The sequence below is a fragment of the Rhizobium aethiopicum genome, assembly GCF_900094625.1.
GTDB lineage: Bacteria > Pseudomonadota > Alphaproteobacteria > Rhizobiales > Rhizobiaceae > Rhizobium > Rhizobium aethiopicum.
The window spans coordinates 389,947-416,475 of record NZ_FMAJ01000004.1; the positions used below are offsets into that span (position 1 = coordinate 389,947).

The 26,529-nt window shown below is 61.8% G+C and carries 26 protein-coding genes, 1 pseudogene and 1 riboswitch; of the genes and pseudogenes, 18 read left to right on the top strand and 9 right to left on the bottom strand.

Annotation, left to right across the window (positions count from 1 at the left end; translation table 11 throughout):
• Nucleotides 1-4 precede the first annotated feature (4 nt).
• Together GA0061105_RS11630 and GA0061105_RS11635 are read left to right on the top strand one after the other, a co-directional pair.
• Complete coding sequence (locus tag GA0061105_RS11630; protein ID WP_092750265.1) at nt 5-1,087, top strand: aldo/keto reductase; 1,083 nt, start codon at nt 5-7, stop codon at nt 1,085-1,087.
• A gap of 50 nt (nt 1,088-1,137) precedes the next feature.
• Entirely contained in the window at nt 1,138-1,722 is a 585-nt protein-coding gene (locus GA0061105_RS11635; RefSeq protein ID WP_092750266.1) for a dioxygenase family protein, read from the top strand.
• 184 nt (nt 1,723-1,906) lie between these two features.
• Here the strand turns inward: GA0061105_RS11635 and GA0061105_RS11640 are convergent.
• The 3 genes and pseudogenes from GA0061105_RS11640 to GA0061105_RS11650 all read right to left on the bottom strand — a co-directional run.
• Nucleotides 1,907-2,539, bottom strand: a pseudogene (locus GA0061105_RS11640) (SDR family NAD(P)-dependent oxidoreductase); the annotation flags it as partial.
• A complete protein-coding gene (locus tag GA0061105_RS11645) occupies nt 2,502-3,326 on the bottom strand; it encodes a phosphoenolpyruvate hydrolase family protein (RefSeq protein WP_245304261.1) in 825 nt (274 codons plus the stop codon). The pseudogene GA0061105_RS11640 and the gene GA0061105_RS11645, both read right to left, overlap by 38 nt.
• 10 nt (nt 3,327-3,336) lie before the next feature.
• The gene (locus tag GA0061105_RS11650; RefSeq protein ID WP_092750268.1) at nt 3,337-4,533 is read right to left on the bottom strand and encodes a Tm-1-like ATP-binding domain-containing protein; all 1,197 of its coding nucleotides are present in this window, start codon (nt 4,531-4,533) and stop codon (nt 3,337-3,339) included.
• 129 nt (nt 4,534-4,662) lie between these two features.
• Between GA0061105_RS11650 and GA0061105_RS11655 the strand changes: the two genes are divergently transcribed.
• The 7 genes from GA0061105_RS11655 (at nt 4,663) to yghU (ending at nt 10,998) form a co-directional block, all read left to right on the top strand.
• Complete coding sequence (locus GA0061105_RS11655; RefSeq protein ID WP_092750269.1) at nt 4,663-5,328, top strand: GntR family transcriptional regulator; 666 nt, start codon at nt 4,663-4,665, stop codon at nt 5,326-5,328.
• Between the two features lie 78 nt (nt 5,329-5,406).
• A complete protein-coding gene (locus tag GA0061105_RS11660) occupies nt 5,407-6,660 on the top strand; it encodes an ABC transporter substrate-binding protein (RefSeq protein ID WP_092750270.1) in 1,254 nt (417 codons plus the stop codon).
• A 92-nt stretch (nt 6,661-6,752) separates the two neighbouring features.
• The gene (locus GA0061105_RS11665; protein WP_245304262.1) at nt 6,753-7,655 is read left to right on the top strand and encodes a carbohydrate ABC transporter permease; all 903 of its coding nucleotides are present in this window, start codon (nt 6,753-6,755) and stop codon (nt 7,653-7,655) included.
• Nucleotides 7,652-8,479, top strand: a complete 828-nt coding sequence (locus GA0061105_RS11670) for a carbohydrate ABC transporter permease (RefSeq protein WP_064696786.1) — start codon at nt 7,652-7,654, stop codon at nt 8,477-8,479. The genes GA0061105_RS11665 and GA0061105_RS11670 overlap by 4 nt, the downstream gene beginning before the upstream one ends.
• A gap of 2 nt (nt 8,480-8,481) precedes the next feature.
• On the top strand, nt 8,482-9,573 hold the full coding sequence (locus GA0061105_RS11675; RefSeq protein WP_092750272.1) for a Gfo/Idh/MocA family protein: 1,092 nt from the start codon (nt 8,482-8,484) through the stop codon (nt 9,571-9,573).
• A 14-nt stretch (nt 9,574-9,587) separates the two neighbouring features.
• On the top strand, nt 9,588-9,968 hold the full coding sequence (locus tag GA0061105_RS11680) for a cupin domain-containing protein (protein WP_092750273.1): 381 nt from the start codon (nt 9,588-9,590) through the stop codon (nt 9,966-9,968).
• 154 nt (nt 9,969-10,122) lie between these two features.
• Complete coding sequence (yghU, locus tag GA0061105_RS11685; RefSeq protein ID WP_092750349.1) at nt 10,123-10,998, top strand: glutathione-dependent disulfide-bond oxidoreductase; 876 nt, start codon at nt 10,123-10,125, stop codon at nt 10,996-10,998.
• 83 nt (nt 10,999-11,081) lie between these two features.
• Here the strand turns inward: yghU and GA0061105_RS11690 are convergent, their stop codons facing one another.
• From GA0061105_RS11690 to GA0061105_RS11710, 5 genes are read right to left on the bottom strand one after another with little or no spacing between them, the layout of a single operon-like run.
• Nucleotides 11,082-12,596 carry an ABC transporter substrate-binding protein gene (locus GA0061105_RS11690; protein ID WP_092750274.1) on the bottom strand — a complete coding sequence of 505 codons (1,515 nt, stop codon included), beginning with the start codon at nt 12,594-12,596 and terminating at the stop codon, nt 11,082-11,084.
• Between the two features lie 19 nt (nt 12,597-12,615).
• The gene (locus tag GA0061105_RS11695) at nt 12,616-14,325 is read right to left on the bottom strand and encodes a dipeptide ABC transporter ATP-binding protein (protein ID WP_092750275.1); all 1,710 of its coding nucleotides are present in this window, start codon (nt 14,323-14,325) and stop codon (nt 12,616-12,618) included.
• Nucleotides 14,322-15,173, bottom strand: a complete 852-nt coding sequence (locus tag GA0061105_RS11700; RefSeq protein ID WP_092750276.1) for an ABC transporter permease — start codon at nt 15,171-15,173, stop codon at nt 14,322-14,324. Before GA0061105_RS11700 ends, GA0061105_RS11695 begins: the two co-directional genes overlap by 4 nt.
• Nucleotides 15,170-16,108 carry an ABC transporter permease gene (locus tag GA0061105_RS11705; RefSeq protein WP_092750277.1) on the bottom strand — a complete coding sequence of 313 codons (939 nt, stop codon included), beginning with the start codon at nt 16,106-16,108 and terminating at the stop codon, nt 15,170-15,172. Before GA0061105_RS11705 ends, GA0061105_RS11700 begins: the two co-directional genes overlap by 4 nt.
• A gap of 51 nt (nt 16,109-16,159) precedes the next feature.
• Nucleotides 16,160-17,050 (bottom strand): proline iminopeptidase-family hydrolase, encoded by an 891-nt coding sequence (locus tag GA0061105_RS11710; RefSeq protein WP_092750278.1) that lies wholly within the window; start codon nt 17,048-17,050, stop codon nt 16,160-16,162.
• A 130-nt stretch (nt 17,051-17,180) separates the two neighbouring features.
• Between GA0061105_RS11710 and GA0061105_RS11715 the strand changes: the two genes are divergently transcribed.
• Nucleotides 17,181-17,969, top strand: coding sequence for a helix-turn-helix transcriptional regulator (locus GA0061105_RS11715; protein WP_092750279.1), 789 nt, complete (start codon nt 17,181-17,183; stop codon nt 17,967-17,969).
• Between the two features lie 57 nt (nt 17,970-18,026).
• Nucleotides 18,027-18,941, top strand: coding sequence for a proline iminopeptidase-family hydrolase (locus tag GA0061105_RS11720; protein ID WP_425348762.1), 915 nt, complete (start codon nt 18,027-18,029; stop codon nt 18,939-18,941).
• A 16-nt stretch (nt 18,942-18,957) separates the two neighbouring features.
• On the opposite strand, the gene GA0061105_RS11725 is transcribed toward GA0061105_RS11720, so the two are convergent.
• Nucleotides 18,958-19,872, bottom strand: a complete 915-nt coding sequence (locus GA0061105_RS11725; RefSeq protein WP_064696776.1) for an acetamidase/formamidase family protein — start codon at nt 19,870-19,872, stop codon at nt 18,958-18,960.
• 189 nt (nt 19,873-20,061) lie between these two features.
• Between GA0061105_RS11725 and GA0061105_RS33330 the strand changes: the two genes are divergently transcribed.
• From GA0061105_RS33330 to GA0061105_RS11760, 7 genes are all read left to right on the top strand, one after another.
• Entirely contained in the window at nt 20,062-21,201 is a 1,140-nt protein-coding gene (locus tag GA0061105_RS33330) for a hypothetical protein (protein ID WP_245304263.1), read from the top strand.
• Between the two features lie 137 nt (nt 21,202-21,338).
• Nucleotides 21,339-21,626 (top strand): hypothetical protein, encoded by a 288-nt coding sequence (locus tag GA0061105_RS11735; protein WP_141130198.1) that lies wholly within the window; start codon nt 21,339-21,341, stop codon nt 21,624-21,626.
• A gap of 130 nt (nt 21,627-21,756) precedes the next feature.
• Nucleotides 21,757-21,888, top strand: a riboswitch (TPP riboswitch).
• A gap of 95 nt (nt 21,889-21,983) precedes the next feature.
• Nucleotides 21,984-23,816 carry a phosphomethylpyrimidine synthase ThiC gene (thiC, locus tag GA0061105_RS11740; RefSeq protein WP_092750280.1) on the top strand — a complete coding sequence of 611 codons (1,833 nt, stop codon included), beginning with the start codon at nt 21,984-21,986 and terminating at the stop codon, nt 23,814-23,816.
• A gap of 2 nt (nt 23,817-23,818) precedes the next feature.
• Nucleotides 23,819-24,805 carry a glycine oxidase ThiO gene (gene thiO, locus GA0061105_RS11745; protein WP_092750281.1) on the top strand — a complete coding sequence of 329 codons (987 nt, stop codon included), beginning with the start codon at nt 23,819-23,821 and terminating at the stop codon, nt 24,803-24,805.
• Entirely contained in the window at nt 24,802-24,999 is a 198-nt protein-coding gene (thiS, locus tag GA0061105_RS11750) for a sulfur carrier protein ThiS (RefSeq protein ID WP_064696771.1), read from the top strand. Before thiO ends, thiS begins: the two co-directional genes overlap by 4 nt.
• 1 nt (nt 25,000) lies before the next feature.
• The gene (locus tag GA0061105_RS11755) at nt 25,001-25,774 is read left to right on the top strand and encodes a thiazole synthase (RefSeq protein WP_092750282.1); all 774 of its coding nucleotides are present in this window, start codon (nt 25,001-25,003) and stop codon (nt 25,772-25,774) included.
• Nucleotides 25,771-26,406, top strand: coding sequence for a thiamine phosphate synthase (locus GA0061105_RS11760; RefSeq protein WP_092750283.1), 636 nt, complete (start codon nt 25,771-25,773; stop codon nt 26,404-26,406). The genes GA0061105_RS11755 and GA0061105_RS11760 overlap by 4 nt, the downstream gene beginning before the upstream one ends.
• The last annotated feature ends 123 nt before the right edge of the window (nt 26,407-26,529 follow it).

Consider the following 26,529-nt stretch of genomic DNA (forward strand, 5'->3'; position numbering starts at 1 on the left):
TCTCATGGACCACTCAAAGATCAACAGACGCGGCTTCCTCGGCACTATGGGGGCGGCGGCGACAGGGCTGGCACTGGCCACCAACGCTACGGCGCAAACCGAGGACAAGAATGTGGCGTCGCCAGTCACTGGACCAAGCCCGGATGTGCTGACCCGCAGCTTGCCACGTACCGGCGAAAAGGTCACAGCCTTGGGTCTCGGCACATTCCTCACCTTTGACCTGATGCCCGGTGATCGCCGTGACGCTCTCCGTCAGGTCTTCGAGCGGTACGTTGCTGCAGGCGGTCGCGTGGTCGACACATCGCCTCTCTACGGCTCGGCCGAAGTCAGCGTCGGGCAGTTCATGGGCGAGTTTGCAAGATCCGATGAGATGTTCCTCGCCAACAAGGTCTGGTCGACAGGAGAGTATCTTGGAGACGAAAGCCACGCCGTTGAAAGCTTTCGGCAATCGCGCATGCGGACATGGCGCGCCACGATCAACCTCATGCAATGCCACAGCATCACCAATGCGCCGGTCGTCATTCCACTGATGAAAGCCTGGAAGAAGGAAGGTCTCATACGCCATGTCGGCGTGACGCATCACGAGTCGGCGGCGCAGGACCAGTTGCTGGCGATCGTCCAGCGCGACGATGTCGATTTCATCCAGACGAACTACTCGATCTTCAACCGCGACGCCGAGCGCCGTCTTCTCCCGGCCGCGGCCGACAAGGGTGTCGGCGTCCTGATCAATTTGCCGCTTGAAAAAGCACGGTTGATGAAGGTGGTTGAGGGACATCCGCTGCCTGGTTTCGCAGTCGAGTTCGGCGCGACGAGCTGGGCCCAGTTCTTCCTGAAATGGGTCATGGCCCACCCGGCCGTCACGAGCGTACTCTGCGGCACCTCCAACCCTGACCACATGAGTGATAATGTCCAGGCGATGACAGGCCCGCTTCCTGACGAGCGCATGCGTGCCCGCATGGTCGCACATATGGAGACCATTCCCGGCTTCGCCTCCATCGGCACGATGCCGTGGTATCCCGGTAAAGAGAATATGTATGCCGGCCTGATCCGGGAGGCGCAGGCGAATGCGGTTCAGCGCCTGCGGTAAGGCGCGACTATTTTGCTGTCCCCTTAGAACAAATCGCCAGGAGATCGACTTTGCCCTCCACCAGACGCTCGCTATTGACGGCCTTTCTGACGTTGCCTGTCATCGACGCAGCAAGAATGAAGGCGTTTGCGCAGGCCGCTCCCGAACTGCCGCTCACCCTTGCATGTGACGATGGAGATAAATCAACCCTCGAGCGAGAAGCCGGTCCATTCTTCAGGCCAAACTCGCCGCTCAATCGGGATCTCTATCCGGATGCGCCCGGGGGCGAGCGAATAACCGTCGCCGGGTTCGTGCTCGACAACCGCTGCCGACCGCTCGGCGGCAGCCTTGTCGAGATCTGGCATGCTGACGAAAACGGTGACTACGACAGCGTGGGTTTCCGTCTGCGCGGACACCAGTTCACCGACACCCAGGGACGATGGTGGTTCAACACCATCGTCCCCGCGTTTTATCCCGGCCGCACGCGTCATTTCCATCTCAAGGTCCAGCGCCCAGGGGGACGCGTCCTTACCACTCAACTCTATTTTCCCCGCGAGCCCAGAAACGCCGGCGACCGGCTGTTTGACGAGGCACTGCTCCTCGACATGAAGAAAACCAGTGACGGAAAGTTCGGACGGTTTGATTTCGTGATCTGACGAAGGAAGGCCGCGGGAGAGGGGGACTTAATCGCCTACGAGTTTCTCAACTTGCGTTGATGTGCATTCCGCTGATTTGCCTCGTTGACAGATAGAGATCGCTGTCAACGCGTCTTACGGCCGCTATTGAAAATCGCCTGCCGGACGCCGTAAAGCACGACGCCCGGACAACGCGAAGGGCAAATCAGGCGTTGAAGCCGGCGTCTACACTGAGAACCGCACCGGTAATCAGACTTGCAGCCGGACCGGCCAGAAACGCCACCGCGCTAGCAACTTCACGGGGTTCGCCAAATCGGCCGAGCGATGTGAGGCTTCGCTGATAATCAGCATTCTCGCCATTGGCCGGGTTCATGGCCGTGTCAGTTGAACCGGGGAGAACAAGATTGACGGTAATGCCTTGGGCCCCAAGTTCGCGCGAAAGGCCTCGCGTGAGCGACAGGAGTGCCGACTTCGACATGGCGTAAGCCGTGACACCCGGGAAAGGCATGCGCTCCGCCAAAGCAGAGCCGATGGAGATGATCCGGCCGCCCGATGAGAGATGCGGGATCGCCGCCTGTGCGAACAGGACGGGCGCGCGAACGTTCACATCAAGCATGGCCTGCAGGTCGGCGAGAGCCAGATCCGCGGTCATGCCTGCGGTTCCGATGCCTGCGCTGTTGACCAGAATGTCAAGCCCGCCAAGTGTGTCAAGCGTCTGGCTGACGGCGCGACGAATGGCGTCCGGGTCGGCACTGTCGGCTTGAATGGCAAGCCCGCGCCGGGGCCGGTCCAAACCGCTCCTAGATCTTCGCAAATCCTTCGACCTGCGCGCGGATCGCGACCTCAGTCGGCAGCCGCTCCATCGAACTTGCGCCGTAGAAACCGTTGCAACCCTTGCAGCGGGCGAGCACGTAGGCGGCATCCGCGGGCATCGCGATCGGGCCTCCATGACAGAGCACGATGACGTCGTCGCGCACCGACCGCGCAGCATCCGCCCATGCGTTGATCTTCTCCACGCATCCATCGAGCGTCAGCGCCGTTTCAGCGCCGATCGCGCCTCCGGTTGTCAGCCCGAGATGGCAGACGACGATATCGGCGCCGGCCTTGGTCATGGCAATCGCATCCTCGCTGCTGAAGACGTAAGGGGTCGTCAGCATATCCTTGGCGTGTGCGCGGGCGATGATGTCGATTTCCAGATCGAAGCCCATGCCGGTCTCTTCGAGATTGGCGCGGAAGGTGCCGTCGATCAGCCCGACGGTCGGAAAGTTCTGGATGCCGGCAAAACCCATCGCTTTCAGCTCGTCGAGGAAGTGGTCGGGCAACATGAAGGGATCGGTGCCGTTGACGCCGGCAAGCACCGGTGTGCGGCGCACGACCGGCAGGACCTCGCGGCCCATTTCCTTGACGATCTCGTTGGCATTGCCATAGGCAAGCAGCCCGGCCAGCGAGCCGCGCCCGGCCATGCGGTAACGGCCGGAATTGTAGATCACGATCAGGTCGATGCCGCCGGCTTCCTCGCTCTTGGCCGAAAGGCCGGTGCCGGCGCCGCCGCCGATGATCGGCCGGCCCTCGGCGATCTTGCCGCGAAGCTTGTTCAGAATGTCGTTTCTGTCGATGCGGGTCAAAACTCTCTCCTCAGGCATGGATGTCATGGAAGCTGGCGACGAGTGCCGCGGCAAATTCCGGACTGTTGATATGGGCATCGACCTCTATGAGCCGCCTGTTCGGCGCATCGCGCCAGCCGGTGCGGATGGCGGAGAACAGCGCGGCGTCGGCGTCCGGATCGTGGAATGGCTGGCCGACGGCGTCGATGGCCGAAACGCCCTGAAGCGGCAGCAGGAAACGGACCGGGCCTTGCATGCGGTTGAGCCGGTCGACGATGAAGGCGCCGATCCGGCCGTTTTCCTCCGGCGTTGTGCGCATCAGGGTCACCTGCGCATTGTGAACGTGAAGCCTGCGGTCGCGGAAAGCCGCCGGCACCGTTTCCCGCGCCCCGAAATTCACCATGTCGACGGCGCCGACCGAGCCGACATAGGGCAGGCCGGTGCGGATGATGGCGCCGAAGCGATCCTCTGTCGCCGGAAAGACGCCGCCGACAAGGAGATCGGGAACCTCCGTCGTCGTCACATCAATCACGCCCTGCAGCAGGCCTGAATCGGCAAGCTTCTCCATCGATTGGCCGCCGACGCCTGTGGCATGGAAGACATAGATTTCGTGCGTCGTGCCGAGCATCTCGCGAACTTGCGTGACGCAAGGTGTAGTGACGCCGAACATTGTCATGCCGATGCCCGGCCGGTCGTCCTTCGAGGCGGGGATGGGGTTGCGGGCCATGCCGGCGGCGGCATTGGCCGCATTGCCGATCACCTTGCGCGAAATCGCATTCAGACCGGCGACGTCGACCACCGAGTACATCATGGTGAGGTCGTTCGGGCCGACATAGGGCGCCACATTGCCTGAGGCGACCGTCGAGACCATCAGTTTCGGCAGGCCGTTGGGGAGCGCCCGCATCGCCTCCGTCACCAGAGCGGTATTGCCGGTTCCACCGAGCCCGAGCACGGCACCGATATCATCACGCGATTTCAGGAACGCCGTCAGCGCCTTGGCCATGGCCGAGACCGCCGTTCCCCGGTCCGTTTGCCCGAGCACGGCCGCAGCGCCCTCAGGATGAAATTCGGCGACGTCGCTCGCCCGGATATCGGCGCCAGCGCCGTCCCCGAGCGTCCCGACATCGACCAGAATCGCATCGGCTCCAGCCGAAAGAACGACTTCCCTCGCGTATCCCAGTTCCGCTCCCTTGGTGTCGCAGGTGCCGACGACATAGACCTTTCCCATTGGTTTTCCTCCTCTTTTTGATCCGTTTCCCGCCTGCTTTTTAAAGTTCCAGTTTTTGTATTTTCCATATTGTATATTCTGTCGCATATTGCATACTTGCACTATAAACGCCAGACGGAAATGGAGACTATGAACGCACCGCGCCACCTCACCCTTCGCGAGCGCATCTACGAGGAAATCGTGCGCCTGATCGTTTCCGGCGACCTGCCGAGCGGCGTCTCGATCGATGAAAAGGAACTGACGGAACGCCTGCAGGTCAGCCGCACGCCGTTTCGCGAGGCGATCGGCACGCTCGCCAAGGAAGGGCTGATCGAGATCAAGCCCTATCGCGGCTTCTTCGTGCGCAGCTTCACGCCGAAGGAGATCGACGATCTTTATAATCTGCGTAAGACACTGGAATGTTTCGCCGTTGAGCTCGCCGTTCCCGAGATGAGCGACCGTCATATCGCAAACTTCGAGCGCATCCTGGACGAGGCGGTGGCCGCGCTGCGCCGCGGCGACATGGCGACCTACGGCATCCGCGACAAGGAATTCCACGAGACCATCGCCGAGCTTTCGGGAAGCGCGCCGCTGATCGAAACGCTGGCGCGGCTCGCGCTGCAGATCCAGATCTGCCGGTCAATCGCCAATGAGAGCCGCGACCTCGCCGAGAGGGCGGCCGAGGAGCGCGATCAGATCCTGCAGGCTTTCCGGTCGCGCGACATCACCCGCGCCAAGGCGCTGATGCACGCGCATATCAGCGACGTCCAGCAGGCCGTCATGGCGCGCTTTCAGAAGGAGAATCCGGCGCTTTAGCCGGAGGGAATGAAGGAGAGGGAGGTCTCCTTTGCAACGCGAAAAACGTGGCCGAGAAGCGGCCCGGAGGAGGGAACAATGCTGAAATTTCTTGCCCGTGGCACGGCACTTGCGGCGATGATCGCCGCAAGTTCGCTGGCGCATGCCGAGACCCTGAAAATGTGGGGTCCCGAACAGATCACCGAACCGTTGGTCGCGCAGCTCTGGAACGGTATCAAGGCCGATTTCGAAAAAGCCAATCCCGGTGTGACGGTCGAATTCATGCCGCCGACCGGCACGATCAGCAACGGCGCGGTGCAGGCGGCGATCCAGTCGGATGCCGGGCCTGACGTGATCCTCACCAACTCCGGCATCGGCCGCATCAGCGTCGTCAAGAACGCCAAGCAGGTCATGCCGCTCACCGAGCAATATGAAAAGCGCGGCTGGAAGGATGAGATCTATCCCTGGCTCTACACCGAGCTGAAGGGCCAGTTCGGCGGCGAAATCTACGAGGTTCCCGACGGGCTCGATGCTCTCGGCATTTGGTATCACAAGGACATATTCGCGCAGGCGGGCTGGAAGATCCCGGCGACTTGGGCCGAGTTCGAAACGCTGATGAAGGCGATCGAGGAAACCGGCCTGCAGCCGATCGCCATCGGTCCGCGCACACCGGGCAGCGCCGGCCATCTCTTCGGCAACCTGCTGCAATCGGCAAGCGGCAAGGAGGTGATCGGCAAGGCGCTGCGCCGCGAGATCGCTTTCGACGAACCATCGGTCGCCGCCGGCGCCGTCCGGCTGCAGAAGCTGGTCGAAGCGGGCTATATCAAGAAGGAAATGGCGGGCCTCGATCTCGACGGCGCCTCACGCCTCTGGTTCAACAAGCGCGCGGCCATGTTCGTTGCCGGCCCGTGGTTCACGGCCAATGCCCGCAAGGCCGGTTATGACCTCGCGAACGCCGGTTATGCGCCCATGGCTTCCGACATCAAGGGTGCAGCGATACCGACCGGTGGCGTCGGCTGGAGCTGGCTCGTGCCGGTCAACTCAAAGCAGCCAGAGCTTGCGTTGAAGTGGATCGACTTCATGCTGTCGGATGCAGTGATGAAGAAACGCGCGCAGGATCCGGCAAGCACTATGATCTATCCGCGCGAAATACCTGGCGTCGAACCGCCGACCCCCGTTCTCAAGGATATCTTCGCGGCTGCCGCCGGCGGCGTCGGCTACAATCCGAGCGTCTATCTGCCAGGCCCCGTGCTCGACACCTATTTCCAGGTCATCCAGGGCCTGATCTCCGGCCAGATCGGCGGCGAGGACGGCATGAAGCAGATCCAGGCGAAGATGGCAGAGGCGAAATAGTGGTCATCCCAAAAACGCCCGGCGGCGAGGTCGTGGCTCCTCTCAGCACTGCCCCCGCCGTAGCGGGACATACGGGTGGCACCTCCGCCCGTATGTCCAGATCGCGAACGGCTGGGTCGACCTCAGCCGACGGCGATACCCGCACCGCATTTTGGCTGATGGCGCCGGCGCTCGCGCTTTACGCCGTGTTCACGCTGCTGCCGATCGCCGCCACCTTCTGGCTGAGCTTCAACAGCTCCGCCGGCTTCAACACCTCCGCGAGCTTCGTCGGCTTCGACAATTACGCCAAGGCAACACAGGATCCGATCGTCTGGAAGAGCCTGGGCCACACCTTCCTCTGGCTGGCATACCATGTGGTGATGGCTGGCGGGCTCGGCCTGCTGCTGGCGCTTGCCGTCAGCAGGCTGAGGATCACGCAGGTCTTCTTCCGCACCGCTTTCTTCTTGCCGCATCTGGTGTCGCTTGCCGTGGTCGGCGTCATCTGGGCTAATATTTACGACCCGTTTTTCGGCCTGCTGAACACGGCTCTGACGCGGATCGGCCTCGGCGCCTTCACGCAAGGATGGCTTTCCGATCCCGCCCTCGTGCTGTTTTCCGTCAACGTCGCGAGCTCGTGGCAGGGTTTCGGCCTTTACATGCTGCTCTTCATCGCTGGCCTGCAGAATATCGACCACTCGCTCTATGACGCCGCCGAAGTAGACGGCGCCAATACCTTCCAGAAGCTGATCTATGTGACGCTGCCGGGGCTTCGCGAAGTCATGACCTTCGTTGTCTCGCTGGCAATGATAAACGGTCTGAAGGGCTTCGCGACGGTCTTCGTCATGACCAATGGCGGGCCGTTCTATCAGAGCGAGCTGATCACCACCTACATCTATCGGCTTGCTTTCCAGTCCCAGGATCATGGGCTCGCGGCGGTGCTCTGCATCCTGCTCAGCCTGCTCGCGATCGCCATCACCATCGTCTTCAACCGCTGGCGCGCGAGGCTTTCCCAATGAGTGTGCGCAACCGCGAATGGCCGGTGGCGCTGGCGCTGGCGCCGGTTCTGATCCTGATCCTCGCCCCCTTCGTCTGGCTTGTGATCTCGAGCTTCAAGACTGAGGCTGAGATCGGTCGGGCCGACCCCTTCAGCTGGCCCGCCGACCTGATGTGGCGGAATTATCTCGACGCCTGGCAGATCGGCGGCTTCGGCGACCTCGTCGGCAACAGCCTCATCAACCTCGTCGGCGTCGTCGCCCTGTCGCTCATCACTTGCGCGCCGGCCGGCTATGCGCTTGCCAAGATCCGTTTTCCCGGCCGGGAATGGCTGTTCTATGCCTTCATCCTCGGCCTGACCGTGCCGGTCCAGGCGATCGTCATCCCGCTCTACCAGGTGCTCTTTGGGCTGAACCTCGTCAACACGCTTGCTGGTATCGTGCTGGTGCAGGTCAGCAACGGCATTCCCTTCGGCATCTTCCTGATGCGCAGCTTCTTCATCGGCGTGCCGGACGATCTGATCGAAGCCGCCAAGATCGACGGCGCCTCGCATTTCCAGATCCTCACCAAGGTCTTTCTGCCGATCTCGACACCCGCCGTGCAGGCGCTCGTCATCATCAGCGCGCTTTCCACCTGGAACGACTTCTTCCTGCCGCTGATCGTGCTGATCAGCCCTGAGGTGCAGACGCTGCCGCTCGGGCTCGTCCGTTTCGCCAGCACCTATGCTTCCGACTACCGCCTGGTCTTTTCAGGCACGGTCATTTCGTTTCTGCCGATCATCCTTCTCTACATCCTGATGCAGCGCCGTTTCACCGAGGGGCTGACGCAGGGAGCAATCAAGGGCTGACCATGTCGCACCACGTCCAGCGGGAAATCCGCTACAATTTCGAATTCGAACACCGCATCAAAGCCTGCTTCATCGGCGCCGGCGGCCATGCGTATCGCAATGTCTACCCGGCGCTGCGCTATGCACCGGTGGACCTCGCCGGCATCTGCGATCTCGACCTCAGCCGCGCCGAGAAATTCGCCAGGCTCTTCGGCGCCGGCAAAGCCTATACCGACCATCGCGAGATGCTGGAGCGGGAAAAGCCTGAACTGGTGTTTCTCGTCACCGCCTATCATCCGGACGGCCGTGTCCAGGCGACAGATCTGGCGCTCGACGCGCTTGCAGCGGGCGCGCATGTCTGGATGGAAAAGCCGACGGCGGCAAGCCTGGAGGATATTGAAAGGCTGCAGGCGGCAAGTGCGGCGGCCGGCCGCCTGGCGATGACCGGCCTCAAGAAGACCTTTTTCCCGACGATCGAGAAGCTCAGGGATCTGATCGGCTCGCCCGGTTTCGGCAGGCTGAGCTCGATCAACGTCCGCTATCCCCAGAGCCTGCCGAGCCTGGAAGACCGCGCCGATCTCGTCAAGATGCAGAGCTTCCTCGATCACATCTACCACCCCGGTGCGATCCTCAATTTTCTCGGCGGCGAGATCGAGCGCGCGGGCTACGAATGGGAGCCGTTGACCGGCGCGACCGTCACCAGCCTGCGCTTCCGCTCCGGCGCGATCGGAACGCTGCACCTCGCCGCCGGCCAGTCAGGCGGCAGCATCTTCGAGCGCGTCGAGATCATCGGTGAGGGGGCCAACGCCGTCGTCGAAAACGGCTGCCGGCTTACCTATTTCCGCAAGGCGGAGCTGCCGTCGTATGGCCGCGCCGCAAGCTTCATCCAGCCGGACGAAAATGCCGCGCTCCTCTACGAGCCAGAACATTCGCTTGGCCAGCTCTACAACAACAACCTCTTCTATCTCGGTTACGTGCCCGAAATCCTGCACCTGACGGATGCGATCCTTGCCGGCACGCAGATCACGAGGGGCACACTCGAAATCGCCCGCGAGATCATGAAACTCTTCGAATTCTACAGACGCACGGATGCCGGCGTCACTACCAATCTCTGACCGGAGGCATAGTCTTGAGCGAGACCGACATCATTTTCAGGAAAGCGGGCGGCGAATTCACGCCGACCAGCTGGGGCGAACTCAACTGGAAGATCACCGGCGACGGCACGCCCGGCGCCGAGATGACCTTCGGCACCTGCCGCATAAATCCCGGCGAGCGCAACCAGCTTCATTCCCATCCTAATTGCGAAGAGATTCTCTACGTCGTCTCCGGCCATTGTGAGCACAAGCTCGGTGACGCGCTTTACCGGCTCGAAGCCGGCGACGCGATCCGCATCCCTCGCAATGTCCGCCACTGGGCCCGCGCCCTCGGCACAGAGCCGCTCTTCGCCTTGATCATGTTCTCCTCCGGTACCAGGACGGCCGTCAATCATGAAGGCGAGGGTGCCGCCTGAACCGGTTGATTTCCGCAACTTTGCCAAGCTCTGACGTTTGCGTGAAACCACTCCGATAGCTATGACAAAACCTCATCGCCTCTGCTATGTCAGGAAAAATGCGGCGACCCAACAGGCGTCGCGCTCTGTCCGATCAATACCAGGAGTTTGAATGATGAGCGGTACCTCCGACTATACCCCCCCGAAGGTGTGGACCTGGAACAAGGCGAATGGCGGTCAATTCGCCAATATTAACCGCCCGATCGCAGGACCGACACATGAGAAGGAGCTCCCGATCGGCCGTCACCCGCTTCAGCTTTATTCGCTTGGAACGCCGAACGGCCAGAAGGTCACGATCATGCTCGAGGAGCTGCTGGCCCTTGGCCATAGCGGTGCTGAGTATGACGCCTGGTTGATCAGGATCGGCGATGGCGACCAGTTCGGCAGCGGCTTCGTCGCCGTCAATCCTAACTCCAAGATCCCGGCCTTGATGGACCGCAGCGGCCCGAAGCCGATCCGTGTCTTCGAGTCCGGCGCCATCCTCACCTATCTCGCCGAAAAGTTCGGCGCCTTCCTGCCGACTGAGCCGGCCGAGCGCGCCGAATGCCTGTCATGGCTGTTCTGGCAGATGGGAAGCGCACCCTATCTCGGCGGCGGCTTCGGCCATTTCTATGCCTATGCTCCGACAAAGATCGAATATGCGATCGACCGTTTCGCAATGGAAGTGAAGCGTCAGCTCGACGTGCTCGATCGTCGCCTGGCCGAAAGCGAATATCTGGCAGGCAGCCACTACACGATCGCCGATATTGCCGTCTGGCCCTGGTATGGCGGCCTGGTCAAGGGCTGGACCTACGGAGCGGCCGAGTTCCTGCAGGTCGAGGACTACAAGAACGTGCTGCGCTGGGCCGACGCCATCCACAGCCGACCGGCGGTGCAGCGCGGCCGGATGGTCAACCGCCTTTCCGGCGAACCATCGAGCCAGTTGCATGAGCGTCACGACGCCAGCGACTTCGAAACGAGGACGCAGGACAAACTGGCGGCTGCCGAGTAAGCAGCTGCATCGGCTATTTGTCGCAGCAATGAACGGGGCTCCGCCGCCTTTACGGCGACGGAGCTCTTGCGCGCTGCCCGAACTCAGTTCTTGACCGTATCCTCCAGGAAGAAACGGCCAAGCGGGTTTTGATAGAAGTTCTCGATGTTCTTGCGGGAGACGTTGATATAGGGGCTGTAATAGAGGTCGATCCAGTTGACGTCGTCCTTGGCCATTTTCTGCAGATCGACATACATCTGTTCGCGCTTCTTCGAATCGAGCTCGAGACGCGCCTTGGCGACCAGTTCCTTAACCGCCTCGTTCTTGTAATTGGTCAAATAGTTATTGTTGGAATCGTGGCCTAGGACGAAGGTGGTCTTCTGGTCCGGATCGAGAATGTCGTTGGTCCAGTAGTTGACAGAGATGTCGTAATCGCCGGCAACGGTCATGTCCCATTCCTGGCTCGGATCGACCTTCTGCAGATTGGCGGTGATACCGGCCTTCTGCAGCTGCTGCTGCACCAACACGGCCGTCTGTTCGTCGACCTCGTCGCCGGCGCGGACCAGGTAATTCAGCGTCAGATCGGAGGCGCCGGCGGCCGCCAGCATCTCCTTTGCCTTTGCCGGATCATAGGGCCGCTGCAGATTGTCGGCGTAATGATAGAGCGCGCCCTTCGGAATATAGGAATTGGCGACGGTCCCCTGGCCGAAGGTGACGGTATCGACGATCGCCTTCTTGTCGATCGCAAGATCGAGCGCCTGGCGGACTTCCTTCTTGCCGAGCGGCCCATGCGCGTGGTTGATCAGTAGATGATCTTCGCGGGTCGAGGCATCGATATCGACATTCAGATTGGCATCCTTCTTCAGCTCCTCGACGCGGGAAAAGGGCACGAAGATCGCCGCATCCAGTTCGCCAGCCTGGACGTTCAGCATGCGGGTGTTGTCGTCAGGGACCGAGATCCATTCGACGCCGTCGAGCTTGACGCGATCGGCCTGCCAGAAGTTCGGGTTTTTCTTGAGGATGACGCGGTCGCCGCGCCGCCATTCGTCGATCACGAAGGCGCCGGATGCGATCGGTTTTTCGCCGTAGGCGTCGGGTCCTAGCGCTTCCATGCCCTTCTTCGAGATGACGGAAGCATTGGGCAGCGCCAGCGTCGATAGGAACGGCGCGGACGGATTCTTGAGCTTGATCGTCAGCGTATGCGCGTCGGTCGCGACCGCCGTGTCGATCACCTTGTAGGAATCGCTCCAGAGCGAGGCAGGGTCATCACGGATGCGCAGCAGGCTGTAGGCGGCGTCTTCCGCCGTCAGCGGCGAACCGTCGGAGAATTTGCTGTCGCGGATCTTGAGGGTGTATGTCAGCCCGTCCTCCGAGGCGGTCCAGCTTTCGGCGAGGCCCGGCTCGAGTTTGGTGCCCGTCTTGTCGACGCGGATCAGTACGTCGTAGACGTTTGAAAACACCCAGTTGTCGATGTTCTGGGCGGTCTTGATCGGGTCGAATGTCGTCGAATCCTCGCGACGGCCGATGGTGAGCACACCGGCGGCCTCGGCATAGCTTGCACTGAGCGTCAGGCCGGCGAACAAGGCGGCGAGCCCGATTGATTTCCATCTGTTGGTCATAAGTTCGTTCCCTTCTTTGTTATGGCAGGCGTTTGATCGGCTGGTTCGGCATCGATTGCAGATACTCCCTGTTGCCGGCGCCCTGCAGCAGCGGCTTGTCAGGATCGATGTCGGGAATGGCGGCAATCAGCGCCGCGGTATAAGGGTGTTTCGGCCGTGCAAAGACCTCGTCGCAGCGGCCTTCCTCGACAATCTCGCCCCGATACATGACTACGACGCGTTCACAGAGATTGCGGACGATTGCGAGATCATGAGCGATGAACATCAGCGTAAGGTTCATATTCGCCGTGAGTTCGCGAAAGAGGTCGATGATCTGCGCCTGGATGGTGACGTCGAGAGCGGCGACGCATTCATCGGCGATGATCAGCTTCGGCTCGACGGCAAGGGCTCGGGCGATGCCGGCGCGCTGGCACTGACCGCCGCTCATGCTGCGCGGCTTGCGCTCGGCGAATTCACGCTCAAGACCGACGAGATCGAGCAGTTCGCCGATGCGCGCGGGCATATCGGTAGCGGCGATCTTGCCTTGAACCTTCAATACCTCGGCGAGCATCCGTCCGATCGTCAGCCGCGGGTTCAGTGCGTTGTACGGATCCTGGAACACCATTGCCGTTTCGCGCCTGAGCTTCGCGAGGGCGGCGCTTCTCTGCTGCGCGAGATCGATGCCGTCGAAAGTGACGTGGCCGGCGGAAAGCGGCGTCAGCCCGAGCACGGCGCGGGCAAGCGTACTCTTGCCGCTGCCGGACTCGCCGACGATGCCTACGGTCTCGCCCGGCATGATCTTCAGGCTGACGCCGGCAACGGCGCTGATCGTCTTGGCAGCACCCTTGAACAGGCTGCCGCCGCCTCTGAAGCACACGTGCAGATCGTCGACCTCGAGCAAGGCTCTGGCTGGCCGGCTTGCCTGGGCGACCTCGATCGACGGTGCCGGCAGCGCACTTGATATCGATGGGTGGCTGTCGATCAGGTTGATCGTATAGGGATGCTGTGGCCGCGTCAGAATCGCCCGCTTCGGCCCCTGTTCGATGAGCTTGCCGCCGCGCAGCACGGCGATGCGGTCGCAGGTCTGGGCGACGATGCCGAGATCGTGGGTGATGAGAATGATTGACAGGCCGCGCCTGTCGCGAATGTCGATCAGCAGCCGCAGGATTTGCGCCTGGATGGTGACGTCAAGCGCCGTCGTCGGCTCGTCGGCGATCAGGATCTTCGGGTTGCAGGACAGGGCGACACCGATCATCGCCCGCTGGCGCATGCCGCCGGAAAATTCATGCGGATAGCTGTCGTACTGGCGGCCGGGGTCGGGAAAGCCGACCTGCGCGAGGATCTCCACCGCCGCAGCGCGGGCCTCGCGGGCGCCAAGGCCCTGATGGTAGCGGATGCCCTCGGCGATTTGGTCGCCGATGCGCATGACCGGATCGAGATGGCTGGTCGGGTTCTGGAAGATCATGCCGATCTCACCGCCGCGCACCTTCAGCATCTCGGCGTCGTCGATCCGCGTCAGGTCGAGCCCCTCGAGCAGCACGGAACCGCTTTCGATCTTCAGCAGCGACGAGGGCAGCAGGCGCACCAGAGAGCGGCAGAACAGGCTCTTGCCCGAGCCGCTCTCGCCGACGAGGCCAAGAATTTCACCGCGGCCGAGGTCGAGCGAAACCGCATCGAGCAGCGTGCGCGTGCCGGAATCGAGATGCGCTCGGACTGTGAGATCGCGGACGGAAAGCAAAGGGCCGCTCATTCATGCACTCCCAGCAGTTCGCCCATCGCATCGCCCAGCATGCTGAAGCCGAAGGCCAGGCAGACGATGGAGAGCCCCGGAAACAGCGTGATCCACCAGGCCGTGGTGATAAAGCTCTGCCCCTCCGCGACCATGACGCCCCATTCGGCGATCGGCGGCTGGACGCCGAGGCCGAGATAGCTGACGGCAGCGCCGCTGAGCAGCACCAGTGTCGCATCGGACATGGAAAAGACGATCGAACCGGCAATGGCATTCGGCAGCAGGTGACGGAACATGATGCGCGAACGGCTGAAGCCGAGGCTGACGGCGGCGACGGCATAATCGCTGCCCTTCAGCACCAGCATCTGCGCCCGGATCAGCCGCGCATAGGAAACCCAGCCGACCAGCGCCATGGCGATATAGAAACTACCGAGGCCGGGGCCGAGGATGGCGATGATCGAGAGCATCAGTACGAGGAACGGGAAGGCGAGGATGACATCGACGAGGCGCATGAACAGCGCGTCGACGATCCCGCCGAAGAAGCCGGCGATCGTGCCGACCGTCGTACCGATCAGAAAGGGGAAGACGACGCCGATCAGCGCCATTTGCAGATCGATGCGCGCACCCCAGATGACGCGGGAGAGGATGTCACGGCCGAAATTGTCGGTGCCGAAAGGATGCAGCAGCGACGGCGCCTGCAGGCGCACCTCGGCATTCTGCATGATCGGATCATAAGGCGCGATAAGTGGTGCCGCGACCGCAAGCAGGATGAAGAACAGCAGCACGCCTGTGCCGACGGCAAGCATCGGCCGCCGGGCGAGAAAGCGGCGCCGGCGAGAGGAGGCGGGTGCGCTCGCCTCGATGCTCATAGCTTCACCCTCGGATCGACAGCGACGGTGACGATGTCGGCGATGAAATTGATCAGCACGGTGGCGCAGGCAAAAACCAAGGCGACGCCTTGCACCACCATATAGTCGCGCGAGAAGATCGCTCTGACGAGGAGCTGCCCCATGCCGGGCAGCGCGAAGACGCTCTCGACCACAACCGTGCCGCCGATCAGCCAGCCGATGTTGACGGCAAGCAGGTTGATCGTCGGCACCAGCGAATTCGGCAGCACATGTCGCCAAAAGACGATGCCCTCGGGCATGCCGCGGGCGCGCGCCGCCGTAGCGACATCCGATTTCAGCGCTTCGATCATTGCCGCCCGCAGGCTGCGCGTCAAAACGGTCGATAGCGACAGCGCCACCGTCAGGCTCGGCAGCACGAGATGCGACAACTTTTCGCCGATGGTCGCGCCGTAGCCTGAAACCGGCAACAGGCCGAGCTCGACGCTGAAGAGGATGATCAGCATCAGCCCCAGCCAGAAGGGCGGAAAACCGATGCCGAAGGTCGAGACAATGCGCACCGCATGGTCGGGCGCGCGGCCGGCATTCCGCGCGGCGATCGCCGCCATCGGCACCGCGATAAGAATTGAAAGCACAACGCTGGTGGCAACGAGCGCGAGCGTCGGTTCGATGCGGGTCGCGATCAGCTTCAGCACGTCGATCTTGTAGAGGATAGACTTGCCCATTTCGCCATCGGCAAGGTTCTTGAGAAAATAGACATATTGCAGCCACATCGGCTGATCGAGACCGTACTGGGCGCGGATGCTGGCAAGTGCCTGCGGCGTTGCACGCGTGCCGAGGATATTGCGTGCTGGATCGCCGGGGATCAGGCGGACCAGGATGAAGGTGATGATACTGATGCCGAAAAGTACGGGCAGAAATTGCAGCGGTCGCGTCAGAACGAACTTATAGCGGTGCATGACGGCGATCGCCCCTCTGTCTTCGTGGGATTTGAGCCGTTTTCACTTGCATCAGGATGCCTTGTGCCGGTCGAGAAAGCCGAGAAGCGCCGGATAATAGTCCTGCGGGTTCTCATAGAATGGCATGTGGCTGGCATTGGCAAATACCCTGAGCTCGGCATTCGGCAGCGCGAGCTTCATCCTCAGCGCGCAGGCGGGCGTCAGCTCGTCATGCTCTCCCGTGGTGATCAGCACGGGCAAGCTCAGCCGCGGCAGATCGGGGATACGGTTCCAGTCCTTGAGATTGCCGACGTAGAGAAATTCGTTGGGGCCCTGCATCGTCGCGTAAGGCGCCATGTTCCAGTCGTCGAGCGAGCGGCGCACCGGCGCCGGCCATTCGGCCAGGCGGCAGACATGGCGGTAGTTGAGGATGGTGACGGCGGCGAGATATTCCGGATGATCGTAAGTCCCCTGCGCCTCATGCTTCTGCATCATCGAGATTGTTTCCGGACCAAGCGCTGCCCGCAGCCGTTCCAGCTCCGAGATCAGATGCGGCATGTCGGCGACGGTGTCTTCGAGGATCAGCGTCTTGAGATTTTCGGGATAGGTCAGAGCATAATCTATCGCGAGCCACCCTCCCCAGGAATGGCCGAGCATATGGACCTTGCCGAGCCCGAGCGTCCTGCGCACGGTTTCGGTCTCTTCGACATAGCGGCCGATCGTCCAGAGCGAGGGATCGTCCGGCCGGTCGGAAGCGCCGGTGCCGAGCTGGTCGAAGGCGACGACGCGGTAGCCTTTGTCGATCAGGCAGGAGTGCGCCTCGCGCAGGTAATCGCATGGCAGGCCGGGACCGCCGTTCAAGCAGAAAATCGTCTCGTCACCGCTCCCAAAGCTATAGGCGACGACGCGGTAGCCATGGACATCGATCTCGAAACGGGCGTCGGGCTGTATTTCACGCCACATTGATAGCTCCGGCAGAAGATTTCGCTTGCTCAATATTTGGGCATGGTTAAATTTTTACCGGAAAACGCGCCCCATGCCAGCTATAAGAAGTGATAGGGTAGGGCGGTGCATGCCAACCTGGGAACTGCCCATGCTTGATGATATCGGGACGATCAGACGGCAATTTACGGCGCATGAAACGCTGGACGGCCGGATCGACCAGGCCTTCGAGTCAATGAAGCAGCTGGGCTTCGAGGCCCTCATCTACGATTACACGCCGGTCCCCTATGATATCGACGGCGCGATCATGATACCGTCGCTGCTGAAGCTCAGGAACATCGCTGACGACATGCACGACTACTGGTTCGATCGCGGTTATTTCCGCATCGACCCGGTCCAGCAGGTGGCGCTGCGCAGCAGCGCGCCGTTCTTCTGGAATTACGACACGAATGCCGACACGCTGATCAACCGCTTCATGAGCGACGACACCGCGCCGGTGACGCGCTATCTCCGCGAACGCGACATGTCGACCGGTGTCACCGTGCCGGTGCATATGCCGGGGGGCGATTATGCGACGGTCACTGGCATCCGTTTCCGCGGGGATCGCGATTTCGAACGCCATGCGTTGCGCGCTATTGCTGACTTCAACCTGCTTGCCCACGTCTTCCATGAGACCGCCTATTCGCTTTTCGACACACGGGCGAGGACCGTCGGCACTATCCGCTTGACCGAGCGGGAGCGCGAATGCCTGCGCCATTCGGCGGAGGGCTATTCCGCCAAGGAAATCTCGCGCATCATCGGCCGTTCCGTGCCGACCGTGGTCATGCATCTCAACGCTGCGGCCAAGAAACTCGGCGCCCGCAATCGTACGCAGGCTGTCGTGCGCGCAACGCATTACCGCCTTCTCGAAGAGCGTGGACGGGCATTGCCCACCCTATAACTTGTGATAGCTGCCTTCGCCGTCGCCGCCGCGTTATGGTCCCCAAACTTCCGAGAAATGGAGATGCCGGTGGCCGAAGTCGCAGCAAGTGAAGCCTATCTGCCCTTTCGCGATTACCGCACCTGGTATCGCGTGACCGGTTCGCTGAAAAGCGACAAGCTGCCTCTCGTGGTTGCGCATGGAGGGCCCGGCTGCACACATGACTACGTCGATTCCTTCAAGGATATCGCCGCCCTCGACGGCCGACCGGTCATCCATTACGACCAGCTCGGCAATGGCAATTCCACTCGCCTACCTGACAAGGGCCCGGATTTCTGGACGGTCGGCCTCTTCCTCGAAGAGCTGGACGCGCTGCTTGCCCATCTCGGCATCCAGCATCGTTATGCCTTCCTCGGCCAGTCCTGGGGCGGCATGCTCGGCGCCGAACATGCGGTGCGCCGTCCGCAGGGTCTGAAGGCGCTGGTCATCGCCAACTCGCCGGCCAACATGCACATCTGGGTTGCCGAAGCCAACCGGCTGCGACAGGACCTGCCGAAAGAAGTGCAGGACACGCTGCTGAAGCACGAAGAGGCGGGAAGCCTCACCCATCCCGACTATATCGCCGCCTCCCGCGTCTTCTATGATCGCCATGTCTGCCGCGTGGCGCCATGGCCGCCCGAGGTGGCGCGCACCTTTGCCATCATGGACGAAGACAACACCGTCTATCGCAACATGAACGGCCCGACGGAATTCCACGTCATCGGAACGATGAAGGATTGGACGATCGAAGACCGGCTCGATCGCATCAAAGCACCGACGCTGCTGATCTCGGGCAAATATGACGAGGCGACGCCCCTGGTCGTCAGGCCCTATCTCGATCGCGTCCCCGGCTGCGAGTGGGTGCTCTTCGAAAATTCAAGCCATATGCCGCATGTCGAGGAAAGGCAGCTTTGCATGGCCACCGTTTCCCGCTTTCTGTCGCGGCACGACTGACGCATATCCGGTTTCGTCATGATCGGCGGACCAGCCATTTCTTGGCGACGCGGCAGGCCATCGTATAGGCCGGATCGAAGACGTTGCCGACATCGTAACGCACCACCTGGCCGAGCAAATGGCTGGCCGCCGTCCTGTCCAGGCCGTAATCCGATGCCAGCCAATTCAACATTTCGCTGGTCGCATGCTGAAGCGCCTGATCGAGGGGCCGGGCATTGCCTATGGTGAAGATGTCTTCAGCGGTTTCTCCGCGCGGCCAGACCAGCCCAGCCGTCTTTTCAACCGTCAGCCGCACCGTGACCTCGAAACTGGTCTCGATGCCGGTGCCGACAATCTCGCCATCTCCCTGCACGGCATGGCAGTCGCCCAAAAAGAACAGGGCGCCCGGCGCCGATATGGGGAGGCGAACCGTGGTGCCCGGGCCGAACAGGCGATAGTCCATGTTGCCGCCATATTCGCCGCTGGTCGCGGTCGATATCGCCTGGCCGAGACTGGGCGCGACCCCGAAACAGCCGATCATCGGTGCAAGCGGCAGAACGAAATTTTCGAGGCCGGTGACCGGCTCCGACAGCCGGACGGTCAATGCTTCGCGGTCGATGGTCCAGAGAGCGGTATCGCGCGGCGGAAGGCCGCGAACCGTTTCAGGGTCGACAACATTGGCCGCGACTATGCTTCGGGTAAAACCGGTGCCCCTGGTCGGCCTCATACTGACGATCTCGACCTTCAGCGCATCGCCGGGCTCGGCGCCTTCCACGAAAATCGGGCCGTTCATCGGGTTCGGACCAGATGTCCGCCTGATGCCGTCCTTGTCATAGCCGATGGCGTCGAGCGTCTCGGTGACCACGGTATCGCCACTGGCAATACGAAGCGCCACCGGCAGAGAACCGATGACATTATGGTAGGCCGTCGGAATGAAGCGATGCGTAGTCATGAGAATCTCTTTCCTTCAACGTACGGCTGCGGCTGAAACCCGGCAGGAGAGTTCGAGCGTAGACCAGAGATGTCGGGGTGCCAATCCTGCAAAGCATCGGGACAAAAGAGATTTCTCTTTTAAGTTGCTCTTTTCTTTTTGCACTGCACTCATATCTAAACCGTGGGACCGGAGCGGGGGGAGAAGCTTTTGCACATCATCAGGGCGATGAGCGGTGTGATCCATCGAACGACTATCGTTACCGCCGAAAGCGGGCTGCTGTCTCCGTCTTTTGCCGGTGCAGCACTATTGTCGGTGGTGACGGCGGTTTTGGTGCCTTCTGCGGGGTGGGCGCAATCTCAACCCGCGCCGGCAGGTATCGAAAGCCCATCTCCTGCATCGCCGCCGAAAATCGCCGCCAGCCGTACCGGTTTTGACGTAAAGCTGCTCGAACCAGTCGCAGGCATCGATTACCGGACCTACAGCCACATCACATACGCGATGTTCATCGACCCGGATGGCGATCATGACGCGATTTTTAAGACGTTCGGGACGGACAGGGCCCGTTACGAGGCCGCTGGCGCCACCTTCGGCGAGCGTATGAAGCAGGATCCGACCTTTGCCATGGTCGAGATGTTCGGCGCTTATTTTGCCGAGAACGCACAGGGTTCCTATGCGGCACTGGGCCGGGATGTCGCCCACTCGGTGCTGAACCAGGCGCCGCTCCGGGAGACCGAGCCGATGCCTGAGGAAAAATACCGGGAGATACAAGTCTATTACAGCCGCAAGGCTCCAGTCGCCGGCACCGCCCTGGCGCAGCAGGATCAGGTATTGAAGCCCTACCACATCACCTTCAACGACTTCAACATCATCGGGGCTTGGTTCTCGCGGCGGCTGGCTTTGCAGACGACGGACGGTTCGATATCTCAGGAACACCCCCGGGCAGAGGCTGTAGACACCGCGGCGGAGCGGCCGGAATGGGGCGGCCTCTGGCGCTTCACCTGGAAGACCCTGCAGCGGACCGGTACGGAAATGAGGGTGGTGGAAGCCACTCGCGACATCTGCGTCAAGAGCGACATGACCGCGGATACGCTGCCGCTGATGCCCAACCCCCCCGGTGTCAAATGCGTGCTGACCGACAAGATCCACTTCTACGACAGCGGTGTCCAGATGAGCGCGCAATGCGACCACGGCGGCATCGGGACCTTATGGGGGCTCAATCTCCAGCCGAAAAATGACGGTGAAAGCTTTAGCGGCCGGATCTCCTATAACGAAGTCTATGAGGGTGATTACGACATGCCGCAGCCGACCACCGATGTTACGGTCAAACGCCTTGGCAAGTGCCAATGAGGAGAGCAAAATCGATGATGCGATCCGCTCTTGCCGCTGCATTCGCCCTGTTCCCGGCTTCCGCATTTCCACAGGAGAGTGGCCTTCCCACCGGACTTTGGGAGGTCAGGATTTTCACGCCGATCCCGGCGCCGGAATTGAAGAACGATGAGCAGGTGTTTCGGATTTGCTACGACGCCGCGGCCAGGAAGAACCACATGAATCCGGTTCTGCCAAAAGCGCAGGCCGCCACATGCGACCTTGACTTCACCGACATGGGCGACCTTGCCTATGATGCTAGATGCAAGGACGGTGATCACCGCCTGCGCATTTCGGAAGCCGCCGATGGACTATGGCGCGGCACCTACCGTTTTGTCGGAAACAAGGACGGCGTGATGCTGGAGCCTGCGGTCGAGCTCAAACGGATCGCCGAGGCCTGCAATTAAGCTTTCCTCTGCAGCGATGCATCGCGGGCTGGCGCGCCCTGTGCCTCATCGAGAATTTAAGTGGGCAAATTGCCCCACGGGAACGGACGAGGCCTCCTTGACATCGGGGCCGCTCCGGTCTTTGATGCCGAGCATTCACCAGGGGTGTCCCGGCAAGGGGCTGAGATTCTGCTGAACAATACGGCTTTGCCGATTGTGGCGCAGTGACCCGTTGAACCTGATCCAGTTCATACTGGCGTAGGGACGGTGCGGACGCTGCGGCTGTTGGGGCGGAATTCGCTTTGTCGCATGAGGCGTCCTTCCATCATTCCAACACTGGAACTGGGTCTCCAAACGTCAAACCTTGGAGCCTCACCCATGAATATTGTTGCACCCAAACTTACTCCGGTCGTCACGACCGGCCCGCTTCCAGCCTCGACCAAGATCGCCAAGCCCGGAACCCTCTATCCGGATCTGCGCGTGCCGATGCGGGAAATCAGCGTTCACCCGACCTCGGGCGAACCGCCGGTAACGGTTTATGATTCCTCCGGTCCCTATACTGACCCGGAACATACGGTCTCGATCGACGCCGGGCTGCCGCGTTTGCGCGAGAGCTGGATCCGGGCGCGTGGCGATGTCGAACCCTACGAAGGCCGGGTGGTGAAGCCTGAAGATAATGGTTTTGTCACCGGCGAGCGGCTGACGCCGGAATTCCCCATTCGCAACATGCCGCTCAAGGCAAAGCCAGGCCACGCCGTTACCCAGCTCGCCTATGCGCGGGCCGGCGTGGTTACGCCGGAAATGGAGTTCATAGCCATCCGCGAAAATCTCGGCCGGCAGGCCGCGAAGGAGGCGCTGGCCGGCGACGGCGAGAGCTTTGGCGCTGATATTCCCGATTTCGTGACGCCCGAATTCGTCCGACGTGAAGTCGCGGCGGGCAGGGCGATCATACCGGCAAACATCAATCACCCGGAGTCTGAACCGATGATCATCGGCCGGAATTTCCTGGTGAAGATCAACGCCAATATCGGCAACTCGGCCGTCACCTCGTCAATGGCGGAAGAGGTCGAAAAGATGGTCTGGGCGATCCGCTGGGGCGCCGACACGGTCATGGACCTTTCCACCGGCCGCAACATTCACAACATCCGGGAATGGATCATCCGCAATTCGCCGGTTCCGATCGGAACGGTGCCGCTCTACCAGGCGCTGGAAAAGGTGAACGGCATTGCCGAGGATCTCACCTGGGAAGTCTATCGCGATACGCTGATCGAACAGGCTGAGCAGGGCGTCGATTATTTCACCATCCATGCGGGCGTGCGGCTTGCCTACATTCCCCTCACTGTCAATCGCGTCACCGGCATCGTCTCACGCGGCGGCTCGATCATGGCCAAGTGGTGTCTGCATCATCACAAGGAAAGCTTCCTCTACGAGCATTTCGAGGAAATCTGCGACATCTGCCGCGCCTATGACGTTTCCTTCTCGCTTGGAGATGGCCTTCGCCCCGGCTCGATCGCCGATGCCAATGACGCAGCGCAATTCGCCGAGCTCGAAACCCTTGGCGAGCTGACCAAGATCGCCTGGGCCAGGGATTGCCAGGTGATGATCGAAGGCCCTGGCCACGTGCCGATGCACAAGATCAAGGAGAACATGGACAAGCAGCTCAAGGTCTGCGGCGAAGCTCCCTTCTATACGCTCGGACCGCTGACGACCGACATCGCACCGGGCTATGATCACATCACCTCCGGCATCGGAGCCGCGATGATCGGCTGGTTCGGCACGGCCATGCTCTGCTACGTCACGCCAAAGGAGCATCTGGGCCTGCCCGACCGCAGCGACGTCAAGACCGGCGTCATCACCTACAAGATCGCCGCGCACGCCGCCGATCTTGCCAAGGGCCATCCGGCCGCCCGCGTCCGCGACGATGCGCTGTCGCGGGCGCGGTTCGAATTCCGGTGGGAAGACCAGTTCAACCTCTCCCTCGATCCGGAAACGGCGCGTTCCTTCCATGACGAGACTTTGCCGAAGGAGGCGCACAAGGTGGCGCATTTCTGCTCGATGTGCGGCCCGAAATTCTGTTCCATGCGAATTTCCCACGACATCCGCGCCGAAGCCCAGAAAGAGGGCCTGGAAGCCATGGCAGCCAAATACCGCGACGGCGGCGATCTCTACATGCCGGTCGCCGAGGCTGCGAAACCGCCTGCCGGAGAATGACGATGCACGTTCTCGTCAAGGGGGCCGGCGTTGCCGGCCTCACAGTTGCGTGGCAGCTCTATCGACACGGTTTCCGGGTCAGCGTCGCTGAGCAAGCCGACCAGGTCGGCGCCGGCGCTTCCGGCTTTGCCGGCGGCATGCTGGCTCCGTGGTGCGAAAGGGAAAGCGCGGAGGAGCCGGTACTGGCGCTCGGCCGTCTTGCCGCCGATTGGTGGGAGGCGGCGCTGCCTGGCCATGTCAACCGCCGGGGAACGCTCGTCGTGGCGGCTGGGCGCGATGCCGGCGAACTCGACCGCTTTTGCCGCCGGACAAGCGGATGGGAATGGCTGGACGAGCAGGCGATCGCGGCCCTTGAACCAGATCTCGCCGGCCGCTTCCGCAGGGCATTGTTCTTTCGGCAGGAAGCGCATCTCGATCCGCGGCAGGCGCTCTCGGGGCTCGCCGCCGGACTTGAGGAAGCCCGCATGGGTCTCACCTTCGGCATCACGGGCGATGCCGACCTTGCCCATTACGATCGCGTCATCGACTGTACCGGGGCTGCTCAGATCGGCCGCCTGCCCGAATTGCGCGGTGTTCGCGGAGAGATGCTCTGCGTCGAAACGAACGAGGTGACTCTCTCTCGCCCCGTTCGCCTGCTGCATCCGCGCCACCCGATCTATATCGTGCCACGGCAGGGAAATCGCTTCATGATCGGAGCGACGATGATCGAAAGTGACGATACCGGCCCGATTACTGCGCGTTCGCTAATGGAGTTGCTGAATGCCGCCTATACCCTCAATCCCGCCTTCGGCGAGGCACGGGTTACGGAAATCGGCGCGGGCGTGCGGCCGGCTTTTCCCGACAATCTGCCGCGCGTAACGCAGGAGGGGCGCACCCTCCATCTCAATGGCCTCTACCGCCACGGCTTTCTGCTGGCGCCGGCCATGGCAGGCGAGGTGGCGCGGCTTATTCTTGGTGAAGACAAGCAATCGGAAAGGACGGCATCATGACCTTCATCATCAATGGCGAAGAACAAGAGGTGGCGGCCTCGACGCTCGCAGATCTTCTTCTCGCTCTGGACTACGAAGGCGCATGGCTGGCAACCGCTGTCAACGGCGAGCTGGTGCACCGCGAGGACCGCGCCGATTTCAGGCTCGGCGAACGCGACCGCATCGAAATTCTCTCACCCATGCAAGGAGGCTGAGATGCTGAAACTTTACGACGTTGAAGTCCGCTCCCGGCTGCTGCTCGGCACCGCCCGCTATCCATCTCCGGCTGTCCTTGCAGAAGCGGTGAGGCGCTCGAAGACCGAGATCGTCACCGTTTCGCTTCGCCGTGAAGCCGTCGGTGGCAAAGTGGGCGGCGCCTTCTTCGACCTGATCGGTGAGCTCGGCGTGCGCGTGCTGCCGAATACGGCCGGGTGCCATAGCGTGCAGGAGGCCGTGCTGACGGCGAAGATGGCGCGCGACGTCTTTCGCACCGACTGGATCAAGCTCGAAGTGATCGGTCATCATGATACGCTGCAGCCTGACGTCTTCGGCCTTGTCGAAGCGGCACGCATCCTGAACGACGAGGGCTTTCAGGTCTTCCCCTATACGACCGACGACCTTGTCGTGGCTGAAAGGCTGCTGGACGCCGGCTGCCGCGTCCTGATGCCCTGGTGCGCGCCGATCGGCTCCGCCAAGGGGCCGCTGAACCCGATGGCGCTTAGGGCGTTCCGGGCGCACTTTCCGGACGTGCCGCTGATCATCGATGCCGGCATCGGCCGCCCGTCTCACGCGGCCACGGTCATGGAGTACGGTTATGATGCCGTTCTTCTCAACACCGCCGTTGCCGGCGCAGGCGATCCCGCCACCATTGCCGAAGCTTTCGCGCTTGCCATCGATGCCGGCCGCCTGGCGCATGGCGCCGTACCGCTGGAGCCGCGCGACATCGCCGTCCCATCTACTCCCGTCATCGGAAAGGCAGTCTTCTCATGAAGCTCGACCCCTTCTACCTCGTCGTCGACAGCGCCGAATGGGTCGAACGGCTCGTGCCGCTTGGCGTCAAACTCGTCCAGCTGCGCATCAAGGACCGCTCGGATTCGACACTTCGCGAGGAGATACGGAATGCGAAGGCTGTGTGTGCGGCCGCAGGTTGCCAATTGGTCGTCAACGACTATTGGAAGCTGGCGATCGATGAAGGGTGCGATTTCATTCATCTCGGGCAGGAAGACCTGGTGGCCGCCGACAGGAATGCCATTCGTCGCGCCGGCCTGAAGCTCGGCCTTTCCACGCACGATATATCGGAGTTGGAGACGGCGCTGGCGGCCGAGCCGGATTATGTTGCGCTCGGGCCGGTCTGGCCGACGATCCTCAAGGCAATGAAATGGGCGCCGCAAGGCGTCGAACGCCTTTCCGACTGGCGCCGGCGCGTCGGCGCGATACCGCTCGTCGCCATCGGCGGCATCACCGCCGAACGCGCGCCGCGGGTTTTGGAACGGGGCGCCGATAGTGCGGCCGTGGTCACCGATATCACCCGCAACCCGGATCCCGAGGCCCGCACGCGACAGTGGCTGGCCGCGACCGCGCCGTGGCGGTCCGCCAATGGGGTAGACGCAGTGGCCTCCTAGTAGTGAAGTCGTGGAGTATGTGGCGGAGATAGAAGGTAGATCGGTGCCCCCTGCAAGGGCGAGAGCCTTTCGGGCAGCGCAACCGGTCCTGACCATCCCACTCGCGTGACGCCTGTGGAGCAG

What these genes read in the sequence shown, in the direction of transcription:
- GA0061105_RS11760 (WP_092750283.1), top strand. Translation starts at nt 25,771, where the DNA reads ATGAAGCTCGACCCCTTCTACCTCGTCGTCGACAGCGCCGAATGGGTC.
- yghU (WP_092750349.1), top strand. Translation starts at nt 10,123, where the DNA reads ATGAGCGGTACCTCCGACTATACCCCCCCGAAGGTGTGGACCTGGAAC.
- GA0061105_RS11695 (WP_092750275.1), bottom strand. Translation starts at nt 14,325, where the DNA reads ATGAGCGGCCCTTTGCTTTCCGTCCGCGATCTCACAGTCCGAGCGCAT.
- thiC (WP_092750280.1), top strand. Translation starts at nt 21,984, where the DNA reads ATGAATATTGTTGCACCCAAACTTACTCCGGTCGTCACGACCGGCCCG.
- GA0061105_RS11705 (WP_092750277.1), bottom strand. Translation starts at nt 16,108, where the DNA reads ATGCACCGCTATAAGTTCGTTCTGACGCGACCGCTGCAATTTCTGCCC.
- GA0061105_RS11755 (WP_092750282.1), top strand. Translation starts at nt 25,001, where the DNA reads ATGCTGAAACTTTACGACGTTGAAGTCCGCTCCCGGCTGCTGCTCGGC.
- GA0061105_RS11715 (WP_092750279.1), top strand. Translation starts at nt 17,181, where the DNA reads ATGCTTGATGATATCGGGACGATCAGACGGCAATTTACGGCGCATGAA.
- GA0061105_RS11690 (WP_092750274.1), bottom strand. Translation starts at nt 12,596, where the DNA reads ATGACCAACAGATGGAAATCAATCGGGCTCGCCGCCTTGTTCGCCGGC.
- GA0061105_RS11630 (WP_092750265.1), top strand. Translation starts at nt 5, where the DNA reads ATGGACCACTCAAAGATCAACAGACGCGGCTTCCTCGGCACTATGGGG.
- GA0061105_RS11660 (WP_092750270.1), top strand. Translation starts at nt 5,407, where the DNA reads ATGCTGAAATTTCTTGCCCGTGGCACGGCACTTGCGGCGATGATCGCC.
- GA0061105_RS11665 (WP_245304262.1), top strand. Translation starts at nt 6,753, where the DNA reads ATGTCCAGATCGCGAACGGCTGGGTCGACCTCAGCCGACGGCGATACC.
- GA0061105_RS11650 (WP_092750268.1), bottom strand. Translation starts at nt 4,533, where the DNA reads ATGGGAAAGGTCTATGTCGTCGGCACCTGCGACACCAAGGGAGCGGAA.
- GA0061105_RS11655 (WP_092750269.1), top strand. Translation starts at nt 4,663, where the DNA reads ATGAACGCACCGCGCCACCTCACCCTTCGCGAGCGCATCTACGAGGAA.
- GA0061105_RS11710 (WP_092750278.1), bottom strand. Translation starts at nt 17,050, where the DNA reads ATGTGGCGTGAAATACAGCCCGACGCCCGTTTCGAGATCGATGTCCAT.
- GA0061105_RS11675 (WP_092750272.1), top strand. Translation starts at nt 8,482, where the DNA reads ATGTCGCACCACGTCCAGCGGGAAATCCGCTACAATTTCGAATTCGAA.
- GA0061105_RS11700 (WP_092750276.1), bottom strand. Translation starts at nt 15,173, where the DNA reads ATGAGCATCGAGGCGAGCGCACCCGCCTCCTCTCGCCGGCGCCGCTTT.
- GA0061105_RS11720 (WP_425348762.1), top strand. Translation starts at nt 18,027, where the DNA reads ATGGAGATGCCGGTGGCCGAAGTCGCAGCAAGTGAAGCCTATCTGCCC.
- GA0061105_RS11670 (WP_064696786.1), top strand. Translation starts at nt 7,652, where the DNA reads ATGAGTGTGCGCAACCGCGAATGGCCGGTGGCGCTGGCGCTGGCGCCG.
- thiO (WP_092750281.1), top strand. Translation starts at nt 23,819, where the DNA reads ATGCACGTTCTCGTCAAGGGGGCCGGCGTTGCCGGCCTCACAGTTGCG.
- GA0061105_RS11725 (WP_064696776.1), bottom strand. Translation starts at nt 19,872, where the DNA reads ATGACTACGCATCGCTTCATTCCGACGGCCTACCATAATGTCATCGGT.
- thiS (WP_064696771.1), top strand. Translation starts at nt 24,802, where the DNA reads ATGACCTTCATCATCAATGGCGAAGAACAAGAGGTGGCGGCCTCGACG.